Genomic DNA, 22,640 nt, shown 5'->3' on the forward strand with positions numbered 1-22,640 from the left:
AATGTTGGCGGTTACGATGTCTCGGTTTATCCGGATAAACGCTGACCCCCAAATTATATGAGATTGCCGAAAATACCACATAGCCCCTGTGAGTCATATCACGTGACAAACTCGCAGCAAAAAGATGACGAACTTGTGAAAATAGGCACAAATATGAAATTAATGTGACATATATCACATTGCGCACATTCGCCAAATACCTGCGCTGACTCTACTCTTTCATCAGAAAAATCGATATATATTATCGAGTAATTCCGTTTCCTCAATGGGTATAATGTCTGATAGGCTGGATTCAAGCATTCTTAGATAAACAAAACTCATCAACTTTTAAAAGGTGGCTAGTGTATTGGTCAAACCATTCCGGATTTCAATTCCTCAACAAGAGGTGGATGATCTTTTTTTAAGACTTAAGCAAGCTCGTTGGCCGTCTATATTTTGTGAGGAACCATGGGCTCTCGGTACAGATCATTCTTTCATGAAACGATTAATAGATTATTGGGGCTCTGAATATAATTGGCGTGAACAAGAGAATTGGCTAAATAGTTTCCCACAGTTTATTGAAAACGTGGATGGGATGAACATTCATTTTGTACATGTGCGAGGTGAAGGAGTTTCTTCGCAGCCTTTGTTGATCACTCATGGCTGGCCGGGATCATTCATGGAAATGCTGAAAATGGTCCCTTATCTGACTACTCCATCGCTTTTTGGCGGAAACGCTAAAGATGCCTTTGATGTTATCATCCCCTCTATTCCGGGTTTCGCATTTTCGGATAAACCAACTCGGCCAGGTGTGGGATCAAGACACGTTGCGGGGCTATGGGCAAAGCTAATGGAGCGTTTAGGTTACGAAAGATTTTTTGTCCAGGGGGGTGACATTGGGGCAGGGATTTCTACATGGTTGTCGCTCATGCACCCGAATCGGGTCATGGGACTTCATCTCAACTTTATTCCTGGAAGCTACAAGCCACCACTCAGCCAGGAAACGCCTCCCATCCGTGATGAGGAGCAAAATTTCCTGAACAAAGTAACGGACTGGATGGAGCGTGAAGGCGCTTATGGGGCCGTCCATAAAACGAAGCCCGAAACCATTGCTTTTGCACTTAGCGATTCCCCAATCGGTCTTGCGAGCTGGATTGTTGAGAAATTCCAGGCTTGGAGTGACTGTAACGGGAACATTGAAGCGTCTTTTTCACTCGACGAACTTCTTACAAATATATCAATTTACTGGTTTACGAATACGATCGCTTCTTCGATCCGAATCTATGCTGAAGGCCCCAAAGTGCCGCTAAGCTTCTCTAAGGAGCAACAGGTGATTGTCAAAACAGGCATCTCCATCTTTCCTAAAGAGCTGCCCATGCCTCCCCGTAGCTGGGTAGAACGAGGGTATAATGTTACTTATTGGGAGCATGTGAATAAAGGCGGCCATTTCGCTGCCATGGAGAATCCTAAATTATTTGCCGAGCAGCTTCATCTTTTTTTTCATTCAGTGAATGCTCCCAGCGTCTGAAGAGGCGGGGGCTTCTTGTTTCGACGATCGCTGCCTTTCTGTAGGAAAGGTCTGACTGGATCTCCACAAGCGTTCGATGCGGCACACGCATCCCGTTCGGGGCAAACCCTCCCTACGGTATTCAGTCCATCACGCTACGATGCTCAAAGCTCGCTGCAAAATGACCTGGGCCGAAACGATGTCTCGATCCTGCACTAGTCCGCATGCTTTGCATTCATGAAGCCGGATCGCCAACGTTTTTGGAACATCCGCACCGCAGATGCAGGTTTGCGATGTGCCGTGGGCGGGCACTTCTACGAGTCGCTTCCCCTGTCTTGCCGCTTTATACGACAGATACGTGATGAACCTTCGCCATCCGGCATCCGAGATGCTTTTGGACAGCCGACGGTTGCGGATCATGTTCTTCACTTTCAACTGCTCTACCGCAATTAGGTCATGTCTCTGAACGATGCGGTGCGATTGCTTGTGCAAGAAATCTTTCCGCTGACGCGCCACTTTCTGGTGGATGTTCGCGACCTTCTGTTTGGCCTTCTGCCGGTTGCGGGAACCGCGCGCTTTCCGGGACAACCGCTGCTGGGCGCGTCTGAGCCGCTTCTCTGCTCTTCGCAGATGCCGTGGGTTGTCCACCTTCGTCTCATCGGACAGCGCCGCAAATGTGCGCAGCCCGACGTCGATGCCCACGGCTGTTTCCGCCGTCTGGCCTGCTTCCGCTGCCTCTATGTTTACGCCGATCCCCGCCATCCACCCGTCTGCATGCCGTTTCACGTTGATTTGGGTCACATTCGCTCGGTCGAACGGACGATGTGTACGCATGCGGACAAAGCCGATTTTGGATAGATAGACGTACCCATCCCGGGCGAAAGTCTTGTCTACCGCACCAGGCTGAGGGTATGTAAAGGAGAGGTATCGGTCGGCCGACTTATAATGGGGAAAACCCGCCTCGCTGCGAAAGAACCGCTGATAGGCATCATCCAAACGCCGCAGGCAATCTTGTAGCACTTGCGAATGAACTTTTTTATATTCGGGAAATTCCTTCTTGAAGGCGGGCAATTCATTTTGCTGCATGGCATAGGTGACGGTTCTGCCCTCTTGGTTGTAGACGGTATCCCGTTGCTCCTTCGCCCGATTGTACAGCTTCCGGCACAAGTTCAACGTTCGAATCATGAGTTCTTCCTGCTCGGGGGTCGGGTAGAGGCGAAATTGGTACGTGATTTGCACGAAGGGTCACCGCCTTAATAGGAACATATATTCCCATTATATCACACAAACATTCGACTAGGAAAGTGCCCGCCTTATACAATAGACCCGTGCATTTAGGCTTCGCCTAACCGAGATTCATCCCCTGCTCAAAGTTTTGTGAGCGCTGCTTCCTGAATAAACTTCGAACAAAACTCGCTTCGGAAGCATTGGCTCAGAGGAAGGGGACTTCTCCCGGAAGGATGTTAAAATGAATGAATCCCGGTCCTTGAGTGTGAGCTTTACTCGTCGGCTGTAAGTTTATATGAACATAAAAATGGCTGTCGAGACTTTCTCGACAGCCTAAGCCCTTATCTGGGGCTTTTTACGAACTTACCACAATATTCAGTTGAAGCCGCCATTTACACGAATCGTTTGTCCTGTTATCCAACGCGCTTTGTCGCTAACAAGCAACTCGATTGCATTCGCAATGTCCTCCACTTCGCCAAGCCGTCCGAACGCGTTCATGCGGCGGAACGAATCAACCAGCTCCGGCGATTTGCCGTTCAGGAACATCTCGGTTGCCACTTGTCCGGGCGCAATGCAATTGATGATGATGTCCTTGGGACCGAATTCTTTGGCCAATTGACGTGTCAACTGCTCGACCGCACCCTTCGTTGCGGCATATACGCTGTATGTCGGGAGCATCGCGCCCGAGACGGACGTCGAGAAGTTAACGATGGTTCCGCCTTGCGCCATATGCTTCATCGCTTGTTGGCAAGCGAAATAAGTGCCTTTCACGTTGAGCGCGAAATGCCGGTCGAATATCTCCTCCGTCACGTCCGCGAGCGCATTGTTTTCCATGATGCCAGCATTATTGAGCAAAATGTCCACACGCCCGAATCGCTCAAGCGTCTCCGAGAACAACGCTTCGACTTCGCTCACCTTACCCACGTCGGCTTGGATTGCCGCCGCTTGGCCACCGGATTGCTCAATCAGCTTTACGACCTCATCCGCTTTCCCCTGGCTTGAGGAATAATTGACAACCACCTTCGCGCCAGATTGCGCCAATTGAATGGCTATTTGCCGTCCGATCCCACGCGAAGCCCCGGTGACAATCGCAACTTTTCCATGCAAATTCATATCGTTCTCTCCTCTATGTTGATTTTGGCCTGAAAGATGACCAGCAAATTCATTATAGAGAATGTTAGTATTAACCCGTTAGATCATATCTATTCAATTCTTGCCTGATTCTCTTCGTTTCGCTATTATAAGAAAAACATCTATCGACGTATCTTCAAAGAAGACAGATCGCTTTTAGCAGAAGTTTTTCTTGCGATATCAAGAAGCTGAGCCTGAGAAGTTTACTACAATTTTTCTGGAGGAATCTATAGCATGGACGCACCCAATGAATCACTGCGTATCGAGAACGCCTTGCAACAATTGGCGCGCTTGATACGTCGTCACGCCGTCCCATCGGGCGGTATGCATCAGACGGCCGTACCTTCTTTGATGGTAATGCATGCCACACATTTGTCAGAACCGCTGGAATCTGTATATAAGCCTTCTATTTGCGTTGTGGTACAGGGAGCGAAAACAGCCATGTTGGCCAACGAAATCTACCGCTACGATCCTTCGTCTTATCTGGTCACTTCGGTAGAACTGCCAATTATCGGCAGAATTATCGAAGCCTCGCCCGAGATTCCGTATTTATGCTTGAAGCTGAGTTTCGACACCGACGCTATTCTGGACATCGTGAAAGAGGCAGATCTCCCGGCCCTCAATTCCGCAGAAGTGCGTGGTATAACCGTGAAGCGAACGTCTTCCGCATTACTCGAAGCCCTTATACGAATCATGGAGCTGCTCGACGCGCCTAAAGACATTCCGGTCCTTGCACCGCTCATGGTCCGTGAAATTCTGTATCGGGTGCTTCAAGGCGAACAAGGCGCGCTACTCCAACAATTTGCGATCATCGGCAGCCATGCATATAATATCGCACAAGCCATCCGTGTAATTAATCGGCAATACAACCGTCCGCTTGTGATCGAGCAGCTTGCAAAGTCCGTAAACATGAGCACTTCGGCGTTTCATAAACATTTCAAACGCGCCACGGCGATGAGTCCCTTGCAATATCAGAAAACGGTACGTTTGCAAGAAGCCCGGCGCTTAATGCTGACGGAGAACGTGCAAGCCTCCGCTGCAAGCTTTCATGTAGGCTACGAGAGCCCATCCCAGTTCAGCCGGGAATATGCCCGTATGTACGGACGGCCACCACTGGTGGATGTTCAAGAGCTTCGCGGTTCGATAGGAGACTCCCATGTGCTTGGTTGAAGCCTTTCTTAAATCAAAACCCTTCCAAAACCACTTTACCAACCGTTCGGCCCGTTTCCAGCATGGCATGCGCCTTGCGCAGATTCTCGGCATTGATCGGTGTGAGCGTTTCATTGGTGGTCGTCCGAACCGCACCTTCGTCCACAAGACGCGCGATTTCATTTAACAGCTTGTGCTGCTCAATCATGTCCGGCGTTTGGTACATTGAACGGGTAAACATCAATTCCCATACGAACGTGACACTTTTGTTCTTCAGCAAGGTCAGGTTCAATAATTCATCCGTCTCAACGATCGAACAGATTTTACCTTGCGGTGCAATCGCCTCTGCCATGTTCACCCAGTGCTTCTCGGTGCTGTTCAAGCAGAGCACATAGTCGACCTGGTCGAATCCAACCGCCTTCAATTGGGGCACGAACGAATCGAAATGGTTGATAACGTAATCCGCGCCGAGCTCCTTCACCCAATGGGTTGATTCAGGGCGGGAAGCTGTGCCAATGACCGTTAATCCGGAGTATTTCGCCAATTGCGTCGCAATTGATCCGACTCCTCCCGCTGCTCCGATAATCAAGATGGTCTTGCCGGCATTGTCAGCCTTGTCGTGGGAAATACTCAGTCGGTCATACAAGCTTTCCCAAGCTGTAATCGACGTTAACGGCAAAGCCGCTGCTTGCGCAAAATCCAGTTTGGAGGGCTTCGCTCCGACAATTCGTTCATCCACTAGGTGAAACTCGCTATTCCCACCAGGGCGCATAATGCTGCCAGCATAAAAGACTTCGTCGCCAGGACGGAACAAAGTACAGTCTGGACCGACCTCTTCAACCACGCCCGCAACATCCCAACCCAGCACCTTAGGCACACTCTCTTCACGGCCTTTGGGTGAACGAACTTTGTAGTCCACAGGATTAACGGAGATGGCGTTTACCCTCACGAGCAAATCTCTGCCCGTCGGCTTCGGCTTTTCCAATTCCACGTCGATCAGACTCTCCGGATTCTCAATTGGCAAATACCTGTAAAGACCTATTGCTTTCATTTTTTCTTTCGTCATCGTCCTTCACTCCTTTAAATGGTTACGTGTTGATTTCTTGATATTGGCAGTATAATTCATACATGAAGATTTACAAAGTACGCACATTAGTGTTGTGTAGTATCAGAGTATATACTAAAAGTCCATTTTTCACCGCTTCGTTGCAGTGGAGCATGGACTTTTTCAGTTATTTTAAAGTGGGTCTTCTAAATTAATTGACATATGTCCATCATATTATTATAGTTGATATATATCAATCATATGAATAGAAAAGGAGAATCATTATGAGTGAAAAATCAACCGTCGTCATAACAGGAGCAACGAGTGGTCTGGGGCAGCTTGTTGCCATTGAATTAGCAAAACGCGGCTTTGACCTTGTTCTAACAGCCAGAAGCAAGGCACGTGCTGATGCCACCCGAAAAATGATTATAGAGCATAGCCCTTCAACGAAAGTAGATTTTTTCTTCGGGGATCTCTCGCTAATGAAGGATGTTAAACGAGTGGGCCAAGAAATAGCTGATGTCTATCCCAAAATCGATGTTCTTTTGAACAATGCAGGGATTCATGCATTCGAGCCACGCACTACTTCCGAGGGATTTCCTGAAATGATTGCTATTAATTATTTAGCACCGTGGCTATTGACACATACGCTGCGGCCATCCTTACAGAACGCGGGCAAGGCAAGAGTTGTAAATGTTGCCTCTGAAGCTTCGCGCAACCATGGTGTGTTGAAGCTCCCTGAGGATTTAACCGATACGACTCCTTTCACTGCTCGTGGCTCATCTCCTATCTATGGAAAAACTAAATTATTGAACATCATGTTCACTGCCGAGCTAGCCCGGCAATGGACAGGCACCGGAATCAGTGTGAATGCACTAAATCCTGGCTTTAATGTTACCGGACTTGGACGCGAGCTTAAGTTCGCATCCATTATAGAGCGTATCTTGAAATTTTTACATCTAGGGGACCCGCGAAGAGGAACGGATATAATTACTCGATTGATCGTGGAGCCCAAGTATCAAGAGGTGACGGGAGGATATTTTAACGTTGGAACTGGGAATCCAATTACACCAGTAGCCCCTGGTGGAGATTCTGAGATGCAGAAGAAGCTGTGGGAGGCTACACAAGAACTGCTGGAGCAAAGAGGCTACCTTGACTGAAACGCATACGTGGAGTGTCTCTGCTCTTATTGCCAAGGATATTTTTTTCGCGCCTCATTCTTCCATACGGACCTTTGTCGGAGCTGCACAACGAGTAGAGAGCGGGATTATTCAGAGCATCCTGAACAATTCGCATTCAAACAAAACTAAATAACCAGTCGCCGGTTCATTCCGGCAACTGGCTGCTTAAAGCTCCTTAAAGAGCCTCCGGCTGTAGGTGTGAGAGTGTCAAACTAGTCCCTGTTCAGCAAATCCTCACGCAGCGGTGTAAAGCAGTCCAGAAGCACTGATGCTTCTTTGGCGACCACGCCGTGCCGGGCTCCTCCGGGAATGACGACGGTTTCCCCCTGCCGTATAATGCGACTTGCTCCCTCTATCGTAAATTCCAGCTCACCCTGGATACAGTAACTCATCTGTTCGTGGGGATGGCTGTGCTGATAACCTTCTGCTCCTGCTTCAAAATGAACCTCCATCATCATCAGCTCTGTGCCTGGTGCGAAAATTTTACGCTTCACACCTGGCTCCGCTTGTTCCCATTCTCCGAATATTTTCATTTCACGCTCTCCTTTCCTAGGCAGGATGCAGCCTCTTTCGGTATTCGCTGGGTGATGCTCCGACCTCTTTTTTGAAGGTATTGCTGAAATACGCTGCATCCGCAAATCCAAGCCGGTCGGCAATTTCCGTGATGCGAAGCGAAGTGTGCTCAAGCAATCTAACAGCTTCCCGCATTCGGACCGATGTCAGGAAGTCGGTGAACGTCATGCCTTTTTGCTGTTTGAACAGCTTGCAGAAGTAGCTGGAATTCAGGTGCACGAGTGCTGCTGCTTCTGCAAGCATCAGATCATAACGATGGTGGCTTTCGATATAGTGAATGACCTGGTCGACCGGCGTCCGGATGTGCTGATTCTCCGCCTGCTGTGCTTCAGTGCTAGCAGGGTCAGGCTCGTAACGCTGAAGCCAGTTTCGGAAACATTCCGTTATGTCCCCTGTATCGACAGGTTTGAGAAAATAATCAAAAGCACCGAGGCGGACGGCCTGCTGTGCGTACGCAAATTCATCGTGACCGCTGACGATAATCGTGTCCGTCTGTTTGAGTTTTTCTCTGATTTGCTTAAGCAGGGTCAAACCATCCATGACCGGCATGCGAATATCCGTCACCACAATGTCTGCATGACTATGCTCCAGCCACTTCCATGCCTCCATCCCGTTGGAGGATTCATGAACGACAGCGAATGGGAGATTGATTTTTTCAATGACTTTACGAAGTGCGGTCCTTACCCATTTCTCGTCCTCCACCAGCAGAATCCGATGTGTCATGCCAGCCTTTCCCCCCATCCTTTCCATGGAACAGATTCATTTCCTTGTAAGGCAGGACCATATGAACGGTGGTTCCTTCTGATGGTATACTGTCGATCGCCAGCCCGAACGGTTCGCCAAACAAGTATCGGATACGTCGGTTCACGTTATCGATTCCGATATGTCCTGTGGAACGAGCGTTCGAATTCGTCAGGCTCCGGTGAACGATCTCCAACCGGTCGGGGGTCATGCCCGGCCCATTGTCGCTTACTGCAAGCATGAATGTGCTCCCTACCCGAACAGCGGATAGGGTAATGCTTATTCCTATCATGCTCGGTTCCAGACCATGTACGATGCAATTTTCCGCCAAGGGCTGCAATGTGAATTTGGGAAGCTGCTGATCGAGCACCCAGTCGGGCAGATGAATGCTGTACTCCAGTCTCTCATCGAACCGATACTTCTGAATGCGCAGATACATTTCGACTACAGCGAGCTCCTGACGGACCGTCACGACAGGCTTATCTTCCTTCACGTTGTAACGCAGCAGCCGCGACAACGCGGCAGACATATCAGCAATCTCCTCCCGCTCCTCTGCGAGTGCCATGCCTCGGATCGTCTCAAGTGCATTGTAGAGAAAATGGGGGTTCATTTGCGCCTGCAGCATCCGCAGCTCCGTTTCTTTATGCCTGAGATGGCTCTCGGCTTCTTTCACCCTTGAGACGTACACTTCCTCTAGCAATTCGGATAGCCGGTTCACCATTCTGTTGTAATCCGCTGTCAGCATTCCCACCTCGTCACCGGTTTCGACTTTAATATGCCCTTTAAAGTCGCCGATCTCCACCCGTTTCATATAAAGATGCAGCTTCTTGATCGGTCGGATCAGGCTTGCGGCAAAACCGAGACTTAGTACATACGCGATCAGCATAGACCAGGCGGTCGTTGCAAAAATGACATGGCCCATCATCGTCCTGCTCTCCATGAGCTCCTTGTATGGAATAGATGTGACAATCTTCCAGTTAAGTGCTTCACTACGACTGAACGTAAGCAAGCGTTTTCCATTCTCGTCGAAAATGAAAGAGCCACTGCTGCGATACTGTATCTCTCGTACAATTCTGTAATTCGCTAACTTTCCGATTAGCTCCTGGTCCGGATGATATACGTATCTGCCCTCATCATCCAGAATCATCAGGAAGCCGCTGCCGGATGCGCCGAGGCGAACCTTGCGGGCGGTGTCCTCCAGACGTTTGTAGTTCAGATCAATGACAAGCATGCCGAACGGCTTGAGATCCTTGGGACTGGCAATGCGTTTGGCGACCGACACGACAGGCTTCGTATCCTCTTTCCAATGAATAAGCCGTGCGAGCACCTTCGGTTTACCGGTGACAGGTACCGTGTCAAACCATGCCTCCCGCTCCACATTCCATACAGACACTACACCCGGCTGATCATTCGAATCGATAATCCGTTCATGGTCCAGGATCAGGGAGATGTTCGCCACGTCCGAACGGGAAAAAGCGGAATTTTGCAGCACGTTGCGTACCCTGCTTTCATGGTCCGCATCCGTCGGTTTACCGCCCGTATAAGCCCGCAGAAATGCTGTGGTGTCGGGATGGTTAATGATTTTCAGTGTGCTGATCTCAAAGTCACGAAAGTAATCCTCGACGTAATGCTTCACCTGATCAATAATCTGCCAACTGTAGCGTCTTGCTTCATTTTCCAGTGTCAGCGAAGATTGCCGATAGGAAATATAACCGACAAGCAGCATGGGCACGAGCACTAGAATGGCTGAATAGACGGTCAGCTTGGTCATCAGCGATCGGTCACGGAGCAGGATCGTTCTCAATAGACGCTGGAATGACATCCGATTCAAACACTCCTCTACATTCCATTCGGATTGTAGAATAATTCTGCATTCCGCTCGCTATCCCCTTTATGAGGGCGGCAGCGTTTAATTATTCAGTTTTCGCCTGTTCGATGGCATTCAGCACTTCACCATATTCGGTGCGGTATTTTTCGATGACAGGTTTAACTGCATTTTTCCAAGCATCTGCATCACTGACCTCCGTAATCACGGCTCCACCCGCACGGACCTTTTCTTCCGACTCCTTCTCATACTTGGCCCACTCTTCCCGTTGGTATTCCGTCGATTCGACAGCAGCTTCCTTCAAGATGGCTTTATCCTCCGGGGAGAGCGTATCCCATACCTGCTTGGATACCAGCAGCACCTCTGGTACTCGCTGATGGCCGTCCAATATATAATTTTGGGCGATTTCAAAATGCTTGCTCGAATAGTAGCTCGGATAGTTGTTCTCCGCCGCATCAATAATACCGGTCTGCAGTGCACTGTATACTTCCCCGTAGGCCATCGGAGTCGCATTCGCCCCAAGCGCATCCATGATTTCGATATTCAGCTTGTTCTCGATAACCCTAATTTTCATGCCTTTCAAATCCTCCAACTTAGCCACCGGCTTCGTTGAATAAAAGCTTCGGGAACCGGAGCTGTAGTAAGTAAGGCCTTTTAACCCTGATGTTTCAAGACTGTCCAGCAATTTCGTTCCCGTTTCGCTCTGCAGGAACCTCCATACATGATCGTCGTCGTTGAAAATGTACGGCAGGCTGAACACCCCGAAATCCTTGTTGAATTCAGCCATCGGTCCGGTGCTTACCCTTGTGAATTCGATGGCTCCCAGTTGAACCTGCTCAATGGCCGATTTTTCTTCTCCAAGCTGAGCCGAAGGAAATACATCTATTGTAATGCGTCCGCCTGACTTTTCCTTCACCAGCTCGGCGAATTTCATATCGCCCTTCGTCGTCGGATAATCGGCCGGATGGGCCTCGGCAAGCCGGAAATTATAGGTCGCCGCGCCTCCCTGTCCCGCAGTTCCCGCCTCCTGGTTGTCAGAACCGCCTGTGGAGCATCCGGTAATCGTTACAATGGCAGCAAGAAGGACAAACAGCAGACTTGTTCGTTTTTGCTTGTTCATCATCAATGGACCTTCCTCTCATTTAAAAATGGTTCATGCAAACATTCCTGTCTTCACAGTTCCAAGAGTTCTTTAAGATCCGTTCACCAAATTTGGAAGCCACATGGAGATGGATGGCACATAGGTAATGAGCATCAGAACCGCCACCATCACGATGAAGAACGGAATTAGCGCTTTTGTCCCCTGTTCAATGGTGACCTTTCCTATTGCGCAGCCTACGAATAATACCGTACCGACAGGCGGGGTAATCAGGCCAATGCCCAAATTCAGGATCAGCACGATTCCGAAATGAACCGGGTCCATGCCAAGCGCTGTCACGACCGGGAACAGGATCGGCGTCATAATCAGAATCAGCGGCGCCATATCCAGCGGAGCTCCGAGAACGAGCAGCAGAACGTTAATGATCAGCAGGATAATGAACGGTTCATCCGAAATGCCCAGCAGCATATTGGTCAGCATGGTCGGAATTTTGAGATAAGTCAGAATCCAAGCAAAAGCATTGGAAGCGGAAATGAGAAACAGCACCATGGCCACCGTACGAAAGGTACGTGTGAAAATGACTTTTACGCGAGAGAGCGGAATATCGCGGTATATGAAAAAGGTCAAAATAAAGGCATATACACAGGCGATGGCCCCCGCTTCCGTAGCCGTGAACCAGCCGGTGAAAATGCCGCCCAGAATGATGACGCCGGTCATCATGGACAGGAAGCCGTCCCTGAGGATTTTCGGAACTTCCTTCAACTGGACAGGTTCGCCCTTGGCGTAACCCCTTTTGCGGGCGATGAAGTATGAAGTCGTCATCAGGCTAACGAGCAGCACGAGACAGGGTACAATTCCTGCCAGGAAAAGACTAGAAATGGATACACCGCCGGCGGCGAGCGCATACAAAATCATGTTATGGCTGGGCGGCATTACAACCCCTTGAATCGCCGCAGCCGATGTGACAGCGACCGAATAGTCAGCGTCGTAATTTTTCTTCTTCATCATCGGGATCATGACCGAACCGACCGAAGATACGTCTGCCGCTGCTGATCCGCTGATGTTGCCGAAGAGCATGCAGGCGACACAGTTCACCATGGCGAGTCCGCCCCGGATGGCCCCTACCGTAAGCTGCGCCAGATTGATGAGACGAAGCGCGAGGCCGCCTTCACTCATGATTTGTCCTGCCAGAATAAAGAACGGAATCGCGAGCAGTGAATAAGAATTCATGCCTTGAATCATACGCTGGCCGATCACCGCCAGAGGAATATCCAGCGTTATGGCTGTCAGCAGGGATGATAGGGCCAGCACCATGGCAATCGGAAAACGGAGCAGGATTAGCACTATAAAACTGGCTGCAAGCACGATCATGGCTGTTGTCGTTATCATTCCATCAACTCCTCGTCAAGCTCCTTATGCCGAACCGTATCGACCCCGAACAGCTGCAACAGCGCATAGATGCACACGAGTACTCCTGTGATCGGCATGACGACATACATGACACTGCTGGGCCATTCCGTCGCGGACATACGGTTGGGGTGCATTAATTTTGTGAAGTCCCAGCCGTATTTGGTCAAATACAGGCCGAAGGCCAGCGTAGAGAGGCCTATAACAATATCCAGCACACGGTTAGCACGAGAGGATAATCTGCTCGATATCGTGTCCATCGCTAAATGAAGCTTCTCACGGAAGCCGATCGCGATGCCGAGAAACGAAAACCAGATCAGCAGCAGCAGTGTCAATTCTTCGGACCAGAAAAATACATATCCGAACAGCTTACGTGTGATGACCTGCACAGTTACAATCAGCGTCATTAGAGCGACTGCGCTCACCGCAAACGTCTCAATGGCCCGATCTATACCTAACGCAGCGGATTTCAAGCCTTGCATCATTCGGTTCACCATCCTGCCCTCCTTTGCATCATTAACGGCCTTCGCCAATTGTAAGCGATTGCAAAAATGCTGAACAGGGGAATGAATTGTGATTTTCTTGTAATATTTTTGTTTTTAGAGATGTGCAAAAACGAAGCACCCTTCAAGAGTGCTTCGTTTTAAGTTACCGGAGGTCGTTCTTCCAGAATTATACCACTGCATTTTCTTGCATCACCGCTGAAAGTGGCAAACCGGTCTGATCACTGATTTGGATATAACAGTCCCAGGCTTCCTCTGCTGTTGCCCTTTTGGTCCGGAGTATGCCGCGCAGGAGCTGCAGCGCCTCCCTTCGCTCCTCTTCGGTCTCAGGTCTCCCCTCGTGCTGCATGTGCAAATTCCGGCTCATCAGTTGTTGGCAGGGATGAATGACACCGCTTGTATATTCGTCCATGCTGCTGTTGCGATTCGGTATGAGCTGTGCCATGGACAGGCAGGCTGCCGTCACAGTGGGCCGGCTTTGATGCTGCAAAACACGCAAAATTTCTAAGATTTCGTCATAATCATGGTCAATGGAAAAGGTTCGAATATGGGGATATGCTTGCCGGACCGTATTACGTAACGCTGATCTGGGCCCAAGCTCGACGAGAACGTTCACGCCTTGTCGTAGCATCCACGCTATGCTCTCCGACCACCGAACAGGACGCAGCATATGGGATTCCAGTCCGGCACGGACATGTTCCTTATCCCGGTATGGTTGTGCGTCGACATTAGAGATGACCGGCCAGCTTCCGTTCGCAAAATTTACGTGCTGCAGTGCTTCGGCAAACTCGACATTGGCTGAGTTCATATATGGGGTATGAAATGGTGCCGACACATGCAGCGGATAGGCGGTACCGCCAAGCTTGGCCAGCAGACCGATTGCGTGCTGCACCTGTTGGCTTTCTCCTGAAATAACAATTTGGTCATCCGAGTTATAGTTGGAGATTTGAACAAGCTGCCCATGGTCTGACAACCGTGCACATACTTCTTCAATGACGGACACATGAACGCCTTTGATGGCAGCCATGCGTCCAAAGCCGCTTTCAGTTGCGTGTTGCATGCTTATTCCTCTTTTCTGAATAAGGCGCAGAGCTTCATCAAACGAAAGGATTCCTGCACAAGCCAGAGCGGTAAACTCCCCCAGGCTGTGACCTGCACCGCAAGACGGTGTAAGATAGAATTCCTCGGCCAGCGTCTGGTACCAAGCATAACTGTATACAAAGATGGCGGGCTGAGCATATTCCGTCTGCTCCAGACGGTCCGATTCCGTTTGATCCATCATGGCGTTGAGATCATATCCCAAAATGTCGCTGGCTTGGTCAAAAATGCGGCGGGCAATGGCCGACGTGTTGGCAAGCGACCTCCCCATTCCCGTATACTGGCTTCCCTGTCCGGAAAACATGATGCCAAGCTTGATCATTTCCATCGCTCCTTCTATAGCGCAATTCTCATACCCGATTTCCAAAAACCTGATGGTTTCTTTGTGTATCCAGTTGTATCATTTGACCGGCTTCCATTTTAACCAGGGTATCTGCCAGATCGAAATAACGATCATCATGGGTGACAGCGATCACGCATTTCCCCTGCTTCTTCAGTTCCGGCAGCACCGAATGGTAGAAGTAGCGGCGAAACTCAGGGTCCTGGTCTGCAGCCCATTCGTCAAACAGATACACCGGTCTGTCCTCCATATAACTGATAAACAATGCGAGGCGGCGCCGCTGTCCCGAGGAAAGCTGGATTGTGCTGAAACGACCGTCCTGTATGTACACCTTTTGATCCAAATGAAGCTGCTTCAGATGATGGTTCACCGCCATTTCATCCAAGCTGTGACGGACCCCATACAATTTGTCGAAAAGATGGTATTCGCTGAACACCGCCGTAAACTGCTCGCTAAGGCCCGCAGGCGATACGGGACGGCCATTCATAGAGATCAAGCCGGCAGAAGGCTCATAGAGACCTGTAATCAGCTTAACCAGCGTAGATTTGCCGCTGCCGTTTCCTCCTGTAATAAAAGTAACTTCCCCTGCCCTGAGAACGAGATTAACCGGACCGACGGAAAATGTGGTGCCATGATGGTTCTCATACTCGTAACAGACATGATTAAGTTCCAGGGTGCCGAAGCCAGTATCCAGTGCATCCCTCATGGGTACAGACTCTTCCGCCCCGGGTCCATGACTCAGTTCTGCGGATAGTTGACGAATCCGGTTCCAGGCAATGCGCATACGGATCAGATCAGGTACTGCATCCAGAACTCCCCGAACCGGTGCACCCATGTACAGGAAGATAAAAACAAAACTACGCAAGGAATGACTTCGGACGGAATCAAACAACAACGGAAAAATAAAAGCTACCACGCCGATCACAACCGTAAACATGATCTCTCCGATGACAAACACATTGGCAAAGCGGGTATCTCCTTTGATTCGCTTCACCCGGTACTGATTACAGCTTTCATGAAGATCGGTCCGGAATTCGGATTTTTTGGCCTGATGCAGGCTGAGCTCCTTAAACCCCTGGGCCATGTGACCAATATATTGATAAAAGACATTCTGAATGTCGCGGGTAGACTCCCAATGCTTGTTGGCATCGCGTCCTGCAGCATAATAGGCAAGGGCTGCAAGCGAAATAACAAGTATGGATACCAGCAGCCCGTACACATTAATGAAGCCGAGATAGACAAAACAAAAGATCAGGGTGATCAAGCTGGTTAAACCGAATACGAGTACATTGATGCCACCGCTGATCGTTTCAATATCGTGATTTAACACCGAATACAGTTTTTCCTTGGCTATCTTCTCTACTTTGTTATAGGGTGAATGCAATACACGGTCAATGATTTCCGTTTGTTTGTCGTAAATGAGGTCGTTGGTGAACCGGATGAGTTGTGTTCGAACTATTCTTTGACTCAGCACATATACAAGCAGCCCGACAAGAAAAAACGAGAATAGTCCGATCTGAAAGGTTTCTGTTCGCGCCAGAGCTTCATTGATAATAAAAATAATGAGTGTGTTGCCTATACCGCTCACCAGGCATAGGACGATAAAAGGGAATAAAGGCGACCTGCCCTGTTTAGGGAACAACGCGTTGAGCAACAAGCTCAAGGCAAACAAAAGAAGCGAGGCATACAGCAGCCACATGGACGTCTTGAAGCTGGACGGTGCCCACACCTCGGCAAAATCCCAGTTCACTCCGTTGAAAAGCACCTCGGGAAGCTGCAGGAAAGCAAAGGTTACCCCGCCGGAAAACACGGCAAAACTGAGCAGCCGTAGCCCGTTCATGATGGTGCCGGAAGCCATTTGTCTCCGCTTGTAATACAGATCGAGCCCGATTGAAACGGCAAACCATAACGACAACCCGATGAAGGATGCAGATATGACCAAAATGATGACCGACATACGATCCACAGTTCGGTAAGTATCTTCTAGCCCCGTTACCGGTTCCTTGCCCAGCAGGAGATCAAGGATACCCTGTCCGATGACCAGCGTATTTGCCGAGTTCAGATTGGCCATAACCGCTACGCCTATCTGTTCCTCAGGGCGAAATGCTACAAAGGAGGAATATGCCGGATTACTTCCTGAATGGGATAGCTCTCCCCCGCCGCTCTGGTATACATACCACCCAGCGGCGTAAGAAGAGCCGTCCGCATCCGGGGACACCGTCCGGTCTGGCCGGTGCGACTCGAAAATGACTTCTGCCAGTTCCTGATTCACAGGAACCGTCCCCAATTGGATTTTTAGCCATAGCGCCATGTCTTGGCTGTCCGTATAAATGTATCCTGCGGGTGTATTTCCCCGGTAAATCGGAGCATCGAACGGTCTAGCCTTCAGATACCCCAGTTTGTATCCCTGAACCACCTCGTCATGGCGGCTTGCCTCTACCGTCGATACATAGGTATGCTGCAGCCCGAGCGGTTGCAGTACTTGCTCGCGGATATAATTTTCATAGGACTGGCCCGTGACTTGCTCAATGACATATCCTAGAACGTCATAATTGACGGTTGCGTATTGGAACCGGTCACCTGGTCGAAATTCCAGCGTGATTCCACGAAGCCTTTGTACCGTTTGTTGGAGCGCTTCTTCCTCTGCACCCTCGGGAATATCGCCAATGGTGGAGAAAGGAATACCGCTTGTCTGAAACAATAGCTGTCCCAACGTGACGTTGGCCGCCGCGCTGCCGGGCTGTGCCGCAGCACCTTTGGCATTAAAATGAAGCCAGGGAATATAGGTGGTCACAGGATCCTCGAGCTTCAGCTTGCCTTCTCTAACCAGCTTGAGAACGGCCAGCCCTGTAAAAGCTTTGCTGGTCGAACCAAGCTCAAAGACGCTTTCAGCGGATACGGGCTGCCTGCGCTGTGTATTCGCATAACCGAATCCCCGCTGATATACAGTTTCATCGCCCTGCACAATCGTGATCGCAAGGCCGGGAATCTGAGATTGTTCCATCTGGCCATCAATCAGGCGCTCAATTTGAGCGATACGGCTTGCATCCGGCGGAACAGGGGATTCCGCTGCTACAGAGGCGAATGCATGCCCGTAAATCGGTAAAACCCATACTCCAAGCATCAGGAGGACAACGAGAATCACCGCGAATCCTTTGTGTACTGCAATTTCTCTCTTCATACTCCGCTCCCTTATGAACTTTGTGCGTTATCCGGCAACCATGCGTTCTAGGAAAAAATACTGTCTAATTCGGACTGTGTCAGTTCAACGCTTTCAAAATCAGAAGGCGTAAATTCGGCACTTGTCTGACGGGAGCAATATTCCGTTACTTCAAGCAAGCAGGCATGGAAGCGTTCCATTAAAGATTTTGCTAACCCTGTGATTGACTCACCGGTCCGACAGCTCACCTCAAACGTTAGCTTGCGGTCAAATACGCCCCCGTTGAATTCCATGGCGTAAGCGTCGCTGCTCCGGGAAGATGTCATTGCATGCAAGTCGTCAGCCAGTACAAAAATGTCATCGTCCCGGCCTTTTGCGAACTCTCCCAAATAGTTGAAAACCAGATCATTAGGCGGGGATTCGGGCAATGACTTTCTCAAATAGCGGAGAACCCCATAACCGCCTCCTCCTTTCGGTACGTGCCGCAGGTGCTCTTTGACCTGCTTGATCAAGTCTCCCCACTCCGTATGCAGTGACTGGATGGAGATCGGATACAGACTTGTAAACCAGCCCACCGTTCTGGAGAGATCCATCTGGGTGCCCATCTGCTCTCGCCCATGTCCCTCCAAATCAAGGCTAATGTTACGCTGCCCGGTTACCGCACGAATGGCAGCCAGCAGACCGACAAGCATCAATTCCATAGGGCGGGTGCTATAAGCCCGATTGGCCGTGGTCAGCAGTTGCTGGGTAGCGTCGGCAGCCAGCACGAAGTACAGACGCTCTGTCTGCTGCTGTCCTGCCCTCTCTACCGAAGTGTAATCCTGTGATGTCAGGACTGGAGCAGCCTCTCCAAGAACCCTTTCCCAATAAGACTGCTCCTGCTCATAGATGAGGTCACTTTGGCGATGCAGGCTTTCCGCCCAGTTCTGATAGGAGGTTGTTTTATCCGGAAGACATATATCTCTGCCATCCAGTCTCTGGTTCGCTGCCCGGTTCAGATCCTCAAGCACAATTCTCCAGGAGACCCCGTCGATAATCACATGATGTGCTGTAAGAAGAAGATACGATGCGGTGCCGTTCCGGTAAAAGATCAAGGCCTGCATCAGCGGGTCCGCAGCAAGATCCAACTTGCGCTCGGCCATGTCGGCCACGCGCTGTATTTCGGCATGCGTGTCCCCCTCCAGACCCGATTCCATCCCCAATTCATGTACCGAATATCGGATCGAATAGTGGTTTTCATTGTAAAAAAAGCGTCCCCTGCCCTGTTCTTGGTTGATTCGAAGGGTATCGTGCTGCCGGATTAGCCCATCCAGCAGCGCACCGATGTCCTCACCGGACAAGGGCCGCCGGATCTCAAGCAATAGACGCTGATGATATTGCTGCGGCTGATCCAGAAATAGATTTTTGAACCAAACGTGCATGGGTGTATCTGGCAGCGACCCTGTGCAGCGGTTCTCCCGAGTGCTTGAGCGCTTCTTCTCTCGAATCAATGGCTCCATGTCACCAATCAACGGATTTGATAAAATGTCATTCGCCGCAATTACATATCCTCTTCCTTGCAATAGGGAGACCGCTTGAATGGCTTTAATCGAATCTCCGCCCAAATGATAGAAATGATCGCCAGAGCCGATGTCACCCTGTTCCAGAATTTCCGCAAGCACCTCGTGCAAAGCCGCAGCGGCTGCACTGACAGGCTCAGAAGTTATGCTGCGGCTGCCTTGCTTGACAGGATCGGCAACCGACGGTTCCGGCAGCCGTGCTCTGTCCAGCTTGCCGTTACGTGTCATCGGCAACTCGTCAAGGAACACGTAATGCTGCGGAATCATGTATACAGGCAATCGCTGTGCCAAAAACGATCGGAGTGCCTCCCTTTCTTCCCTCTTACTCATAACCAGATATGCACATAATTGCGGGGAGCTTCCGTTCATGATTACCGCCGTCACCGCAGCTTCACTGACGGAGGGATGGGCGAGCAGCGCATTTTCAACCTCACCCGGTTCAATGCGGTACCCACGCATGCTGAGCTGGGAATCGGCCCGGTTCTTATACTCCAGCTGCCCGTCCGGGCGGAAGCGGCCTAGATCCCCTGTTTTGTAAATGCGTTTTCCGGGCTCAAAAGGATGGGGCAAGAAATGGGCCGCTGTTGCTTCTGGCCGGTTCAAATAACCCTCCGCCAATCCATCCCCGGCAATATAGATCTCGCCGACGGCTCCTGGGGGCCGCAGCCGGAGACGCTCATCCAGCACGTAGATCTGAACATTGTCAGCCGGAATGCCGATCGGCAAGGAGCCGGCCTGATCTTTATGCCTGTCGTACGTATAGATCATGCACCCGACCGTAGCTTCCGTAGGGCCATATTCATTCATAATTTCAATGTCTCCGCCCCAGGCATGGTCAATGGCTGCGGCAAGGGACGATTTGAAGTCTTCTCCCCCCACAATGAGCCGCCGAATGGAGGATCCGCGGAGATCCATCCCTTTAAGCAGAGACAGGTGGGACGGGGTCAGCTTGAGAATTGTGACCTCATTGTCCTTCACAATGCGGTATAACGCGTGTCCTTCTCCATGGTCGGGGTATACCGCTATCGTCCCTCCGCTAACAAGAGGCGTGAAGATCGAGGTAACCGTCAAATCGAAGGCAAGCGAGGAATATAACGCGAATATCTCGCATTCTCCACGCACATAGGTTTTTGCAGCCCACTCAATATAATTGACGAGAGCCTGGTGGCGGATCAGGGTCCCCTTGGGCCGGCCTGTCGAGCCGGAAGTGTAAATGATATAAGCCAAATCATCAGGGTGCCCTTCTCCTGTTCTCACCTCCGATGCAGCATCGGCATTCATGTGCTCATTTTCCGGAAGCTGAGCAGCGGCCATAATCCACTCGCCGGGAAAAGAGAACGTGTCCTCACGGTTAGTCACGATCATTTGCACACCGGCATCATGAGCCATAAAGACAAGCCTCTCCTCCGGCAATGCAGCATCCAGCGGCAGATACGCCGAATCGGACTTGAGCACCGCCAGAATAGCGATGACCGTCTCTATGGAATGGTTCATGTATAGACCGATAACTTGTCCCCTGCCCGCCCCCTTTGAAATCAACCGATTCGCAAGACAGCTCGCACGTGTGTCCAGTTCCCCATAGGTTAGCTTGTCCGAACCGCTCGTCACAGCCACCCGAAGCGGAGCGCTGCGCGCTTGTTGTTCGATCCGTTCAGTGATGGTCAGCTCTTTAGGGTAACTCCGGGCGGTATCATTGAATTTGTGCATCTGCCAGTTCTCTTCTTCCGGCGAAAGCAGGTTCAGCATATAAACGGGGAGCTCCGGTTCTTGGGCAGCCTGTTCCAGAATACGGCACACTAGGACATACATCTTTTCGATTTCGTCGTCACTGTACGCCGCAGTCTGATAGTCCATATCCAGGGACAAGCATGAATCAGCCGACCATTCCCTGACAATCCATTGCAGCGCATACCATTGCTCACCGCTGTAAAACTCGGTGTTGCTCACGGATAGTTCTTGTGCTTCGTTCAAATGGCGAGTGTTATAGCAGTTGATGGATGTATCAAAAAGCGCTTTTTGATGCCACCCGTTGGCATGCAAATCCTGCAGCAACAAATCATAGGGATAGCGATGATGCTTATAGCACAGCTTCATTTCGTCCTGGATACGGGATAACAATTCCGCAAAACTCCATTCATCGCACATCGCAAACCGAAAGGGCATCGTGCCTGTAAACATGCCGAAAGTTTGTTTTTGCAGTGCCCCGCTCCGGTTCAATACAGGCGTGCCAATGACGACCTGCTCCTCCCCTTCCATGCGGTTAAGGTACACATAATAAAGGGCGATGAACAGCAGATTCAAGGAGGAGGAGGTTCTGCTGATCAGATTTCTTGCAGCATCCGACAAAGCTTCAGAGAGCTGGAAGGACCTCCGCTTGCCACTTAAATCCGAAGCCGAGCGCAGCGGAAATTCCGGCATCTCGTGGAAGCGTTCCAGCCAGAACCGGCGATCCTGCTCGAACCTGTGCGAAGCTTTGTACCGATTTTCCTGCGTGATGGCATCCTGCAGATGTGAGCCCCGTATCTCTATTGGAGCAGGGTCCGGAAGCAACCCCTCCATCCCCCGTTCCTTGCCGGTCCGCAGACTGCCGTAAATAGCCCAGAGCTGCCCGGTCAGAAGCGCAACCGACCACCCGTCTGCGATGACATGGTGCAGCTTGATCAGAATGGCGTTGCTTCTTTCCCGAATTGCACATAAGGCGAATACATACAAAGGGCCTCCCGTCAGACGGAACGGAATGGCTGCCTGTTGGCGTACCCATTCTTCAAAGCTTTCCTCAGGACTCGTTTCTCCGGTAAAATTCCAAAATGCTGCAATCTGTTCATTCGGGCGGGGCACATCAGCAACCACCTGCTTCAGCTCGGAGCCTTCCTGCACCAGTTGTCCCCGTATACCTTCGTGCATGCTGACAAATAATTGAATAGCCTTATTCATCAACTGCGGATCAAATAAGCCTTCTATCCGGACGACGCCGCCGATATTGTGCAGAGGGGAACCGGGAAATAAGGCTTCCACCGAACAAATCCGCTTTTGTGGGTGTGTCAAGGGCAGTGCTGTGATGCCGGCAGATACGTGGTTATCTTTCATGGACAAATTCCCTTCTTTCTGTGAAGTCC

At 50.4% G+C, this 22,640-nt stretch carries 15 protein-coding genes; 3 read left to right on the forward strand and 12 right to left on the reverse strand.

Features of this window, described 5'->3' with window-relative positions:
* The first annotated feature begins 346 nt into the window (after positions 1-346).
* Complete coding sequence (locus OIN60_RS19040; RefSeq protein ID WP_305756443.1) at positions 347-1,507, forward strand: epoxide hydrolase family protein; 1,161 nt, start codon at positions 347-349, stop codon at positions 1,505-1,507.
* 129 nt (positions 1,508-1,636) lie between these two features.
* Here OIN60_RS19040 and OIN60_RS19045 read toward each other — a convergent pair whose 3' ends face one another.
* Together OIN60_RS19045 and OIN60_RS19050 are read right to left on the reverse strand one after the other, a co-directional pair.
* Positions 1,637-2,725, reverse strand: coding sequence for an RNA-guided endonuclease InsQ/TnpB family protein (locus OIN60_RS19045; protein ID WP_305756444.1), 1,089 nt, complete (start codon positions 2,723-2,725; stop codon positions 1,637-1,639).
* Positions 2,726-3,088: 363 nt separating this feature from the next.
* Positions 3,089-3,826 carry an SDR family oxidoreductase gene (locus OIN60_RS19050; protein WP_305756445.1) on the reverse strand — a complete coding sequence of 246 codons (738 nt, stop codon included), beginning with the start codon at positions 3,824-3,826 and terminating at the stop codon, positions 3,089-3,091.
* A 252-nt stretch (positions 3,827-4,078) separates the two neighbouring features.
* Between OIN60_RS19050 and OIN60_RS19055 the strand changes: the two genes are divergently transcribed.
* Positions 4,079-5,014 carry an AraC family transcriptional regulator gene (locus OIN60_RS19055; protein ID WP_305756446.1) on the forward strand — a complete coding sequence of 312 codons (936 nt, stop codon included), beginning with the start codon at positions 4,079-4,081 and terminating at the stop codon, positions 5,012-5,014.
* 13 nt (positions 5,015-5,027) lie between these two features.
* Here the strand turns inward: OIN60_RS19055 and OIN60_RS19060 are convergent, their stop codons facing one another.
* Positions 5,028-6,059 (reverse strand): zinc-binding alcohol dehydrogenase family protein, encoded by a 1,032-nt coding sequence (locus OIN60_RS19060; protein ID WP_305756447.1) that lies wholly within the window; start codon positions 6,057-6,059, stop codon positions 5,028-5,030.
* A 263-nt stretch (positions 6,060-6,322) separates the two neighbouring features.
* On the opposite strand from OIN60_RS19060, the gene OIN60_RS19065 reads away from it, so the two are divergent.
* On the forward strand, positions 6,323-7,198 hold the full coding sequence (locus OIN60_RS19065) for an SDR family NAD(P)-dependent oxidoreductase (protein ID WP_305756448.1): 876 nt from the start codon (positions 6,323-6,325) through the stop codon (positions 7,196-7,198).
* Positions 7,199-7,431: 233 nt separating this feature from the next.
* Here OIN60_RS19065 and OIN60_RS19070 read toward each other — a convergent pair whose 3' ends face one another.
* From OIN60_RS19070 to OIN60_RS19110, 9 genes are all read right to left on the reverse strand, one after another.
* Positions 7,432-7,752, reverse strand: a complete 321-nt coding sequence (locus OIN60_RS19070; protein ID WP_305756449.1) for a cupin domain-containing protein — start codon at positions 7,750-7,752, stop codon at positions 7,432-7,434.
* 16 nt (positions 7,753-7,768) lie between these two features.
* Positions 7,769-8,515 (reverse strand): response regulator transcription factor, encoded by a 747-nt coding sequence (locus OIN60_RS19075; protein ID WP_305756450.1) that lies wholly within the window; start codon positions 8,513-8,515, stop codon positions 7,769-7,771.
* Positions 8,457-10,355, reverse strand: a complete 1,899-nt coding sequence (locus OIN60_RS19080; RefSeq protein WP_305756451.1) for a cache domain-containing sensor histidine kinase — start codon at positions 10,353-10,355, stop codon at positions 8,457-8,459. Before OIN60_RS19080 ends, OIN60_RS19075 begins: the two co-directional genes overlap by 59 nt.
* A gap of 91 nt (positions 10,356-10,446) precedes the next feature.
* On the reverse strand, positions 10,447-11,481 hold the full coding sequence (locus tag OIN60_RS19085; protein ID WP_370872544.1) for a TRAP transporter substrate-binding protein: 1,035 nt from the start codon (positions 11,479-11,481) through the stop codon (positions 10,447-10,449).
* A gap of 69 nt (positions 11,482-11,550) precedes the next feature.
* Positions 11,551-12,846 (reverse strand): TRAP transporter large permease, encoded by a 1,296-nt coding sequence (locus OIN60_RS19090; protein WP_305756453.1) that lies wholly within the window; start codon positions 12,844-12,846, stop codon positions 11,551-11,553.
* Positions 12,843-13,361 carry a TRAP transporter small permease gene (locus OIN60_RS19095; protein WP_305756454.1) on the reverse strand — a complete coding sequence of 173 codons (519 nt, stop codon included), beginning with the start codon at positions 13,359-13,361 and terminating at the stop codon, positions 12,843-12,845. The genes OIN60_RS19090 and OIN60_RS19095 overlap by 4 nt, the downstream gene beginning before the upstream one ends.
* Positions 13,362-13,536: 175 nt before the next feature.
* On the reverse strand, positions 13,537-14,787 hold the full coding sequence (gene fabD / locus OIN60_RS19100; RefSeq protein WP_305756455.1) for an ACP S-malonyltransferase: 1,251 nt from the start codon (positions 14,785-14,787) through the stop codon (positions 13,537-13,539).
* A gap of 28 nt (positions 14,788-14,815) precedes the next feature.
* Positions 14,816-17,986 (reverse strand): cyclic peptide export ABC transporter, encoded by a 3,171-nt coding sequence (locus tag OIN60_RS19105; RefSeq protein ID WP_305756456.1) that lies wholly within the window; start codon positions 17,984-17,986, stop codon positions 14,816-14,818.
* 47 nt (positions 17,987-18,033) lie between these two features.
* A complete protein-coding gene (locus OIN60_RS19110) occupies positions 18,034-22,611 on the reverse strand; it encodes a non-ribosomal peptide synthetase (RefSeq protein ID WP_305756457.1) in 4,578 nt (1,525 codons plus the stop codon).
* Positions 22,612-22,640: the final 29 nt, after the last annotated feature.

This window comes from Paenibacillus zeirhizosphaerae (assembly GCF_030705605.1).
GTDB lineage: Bacteria > Bacillota > Bacilli > Paenibacillales > Paenibacillaceae > Paenibacillus > Paenibacillus zeirhizosphaerae.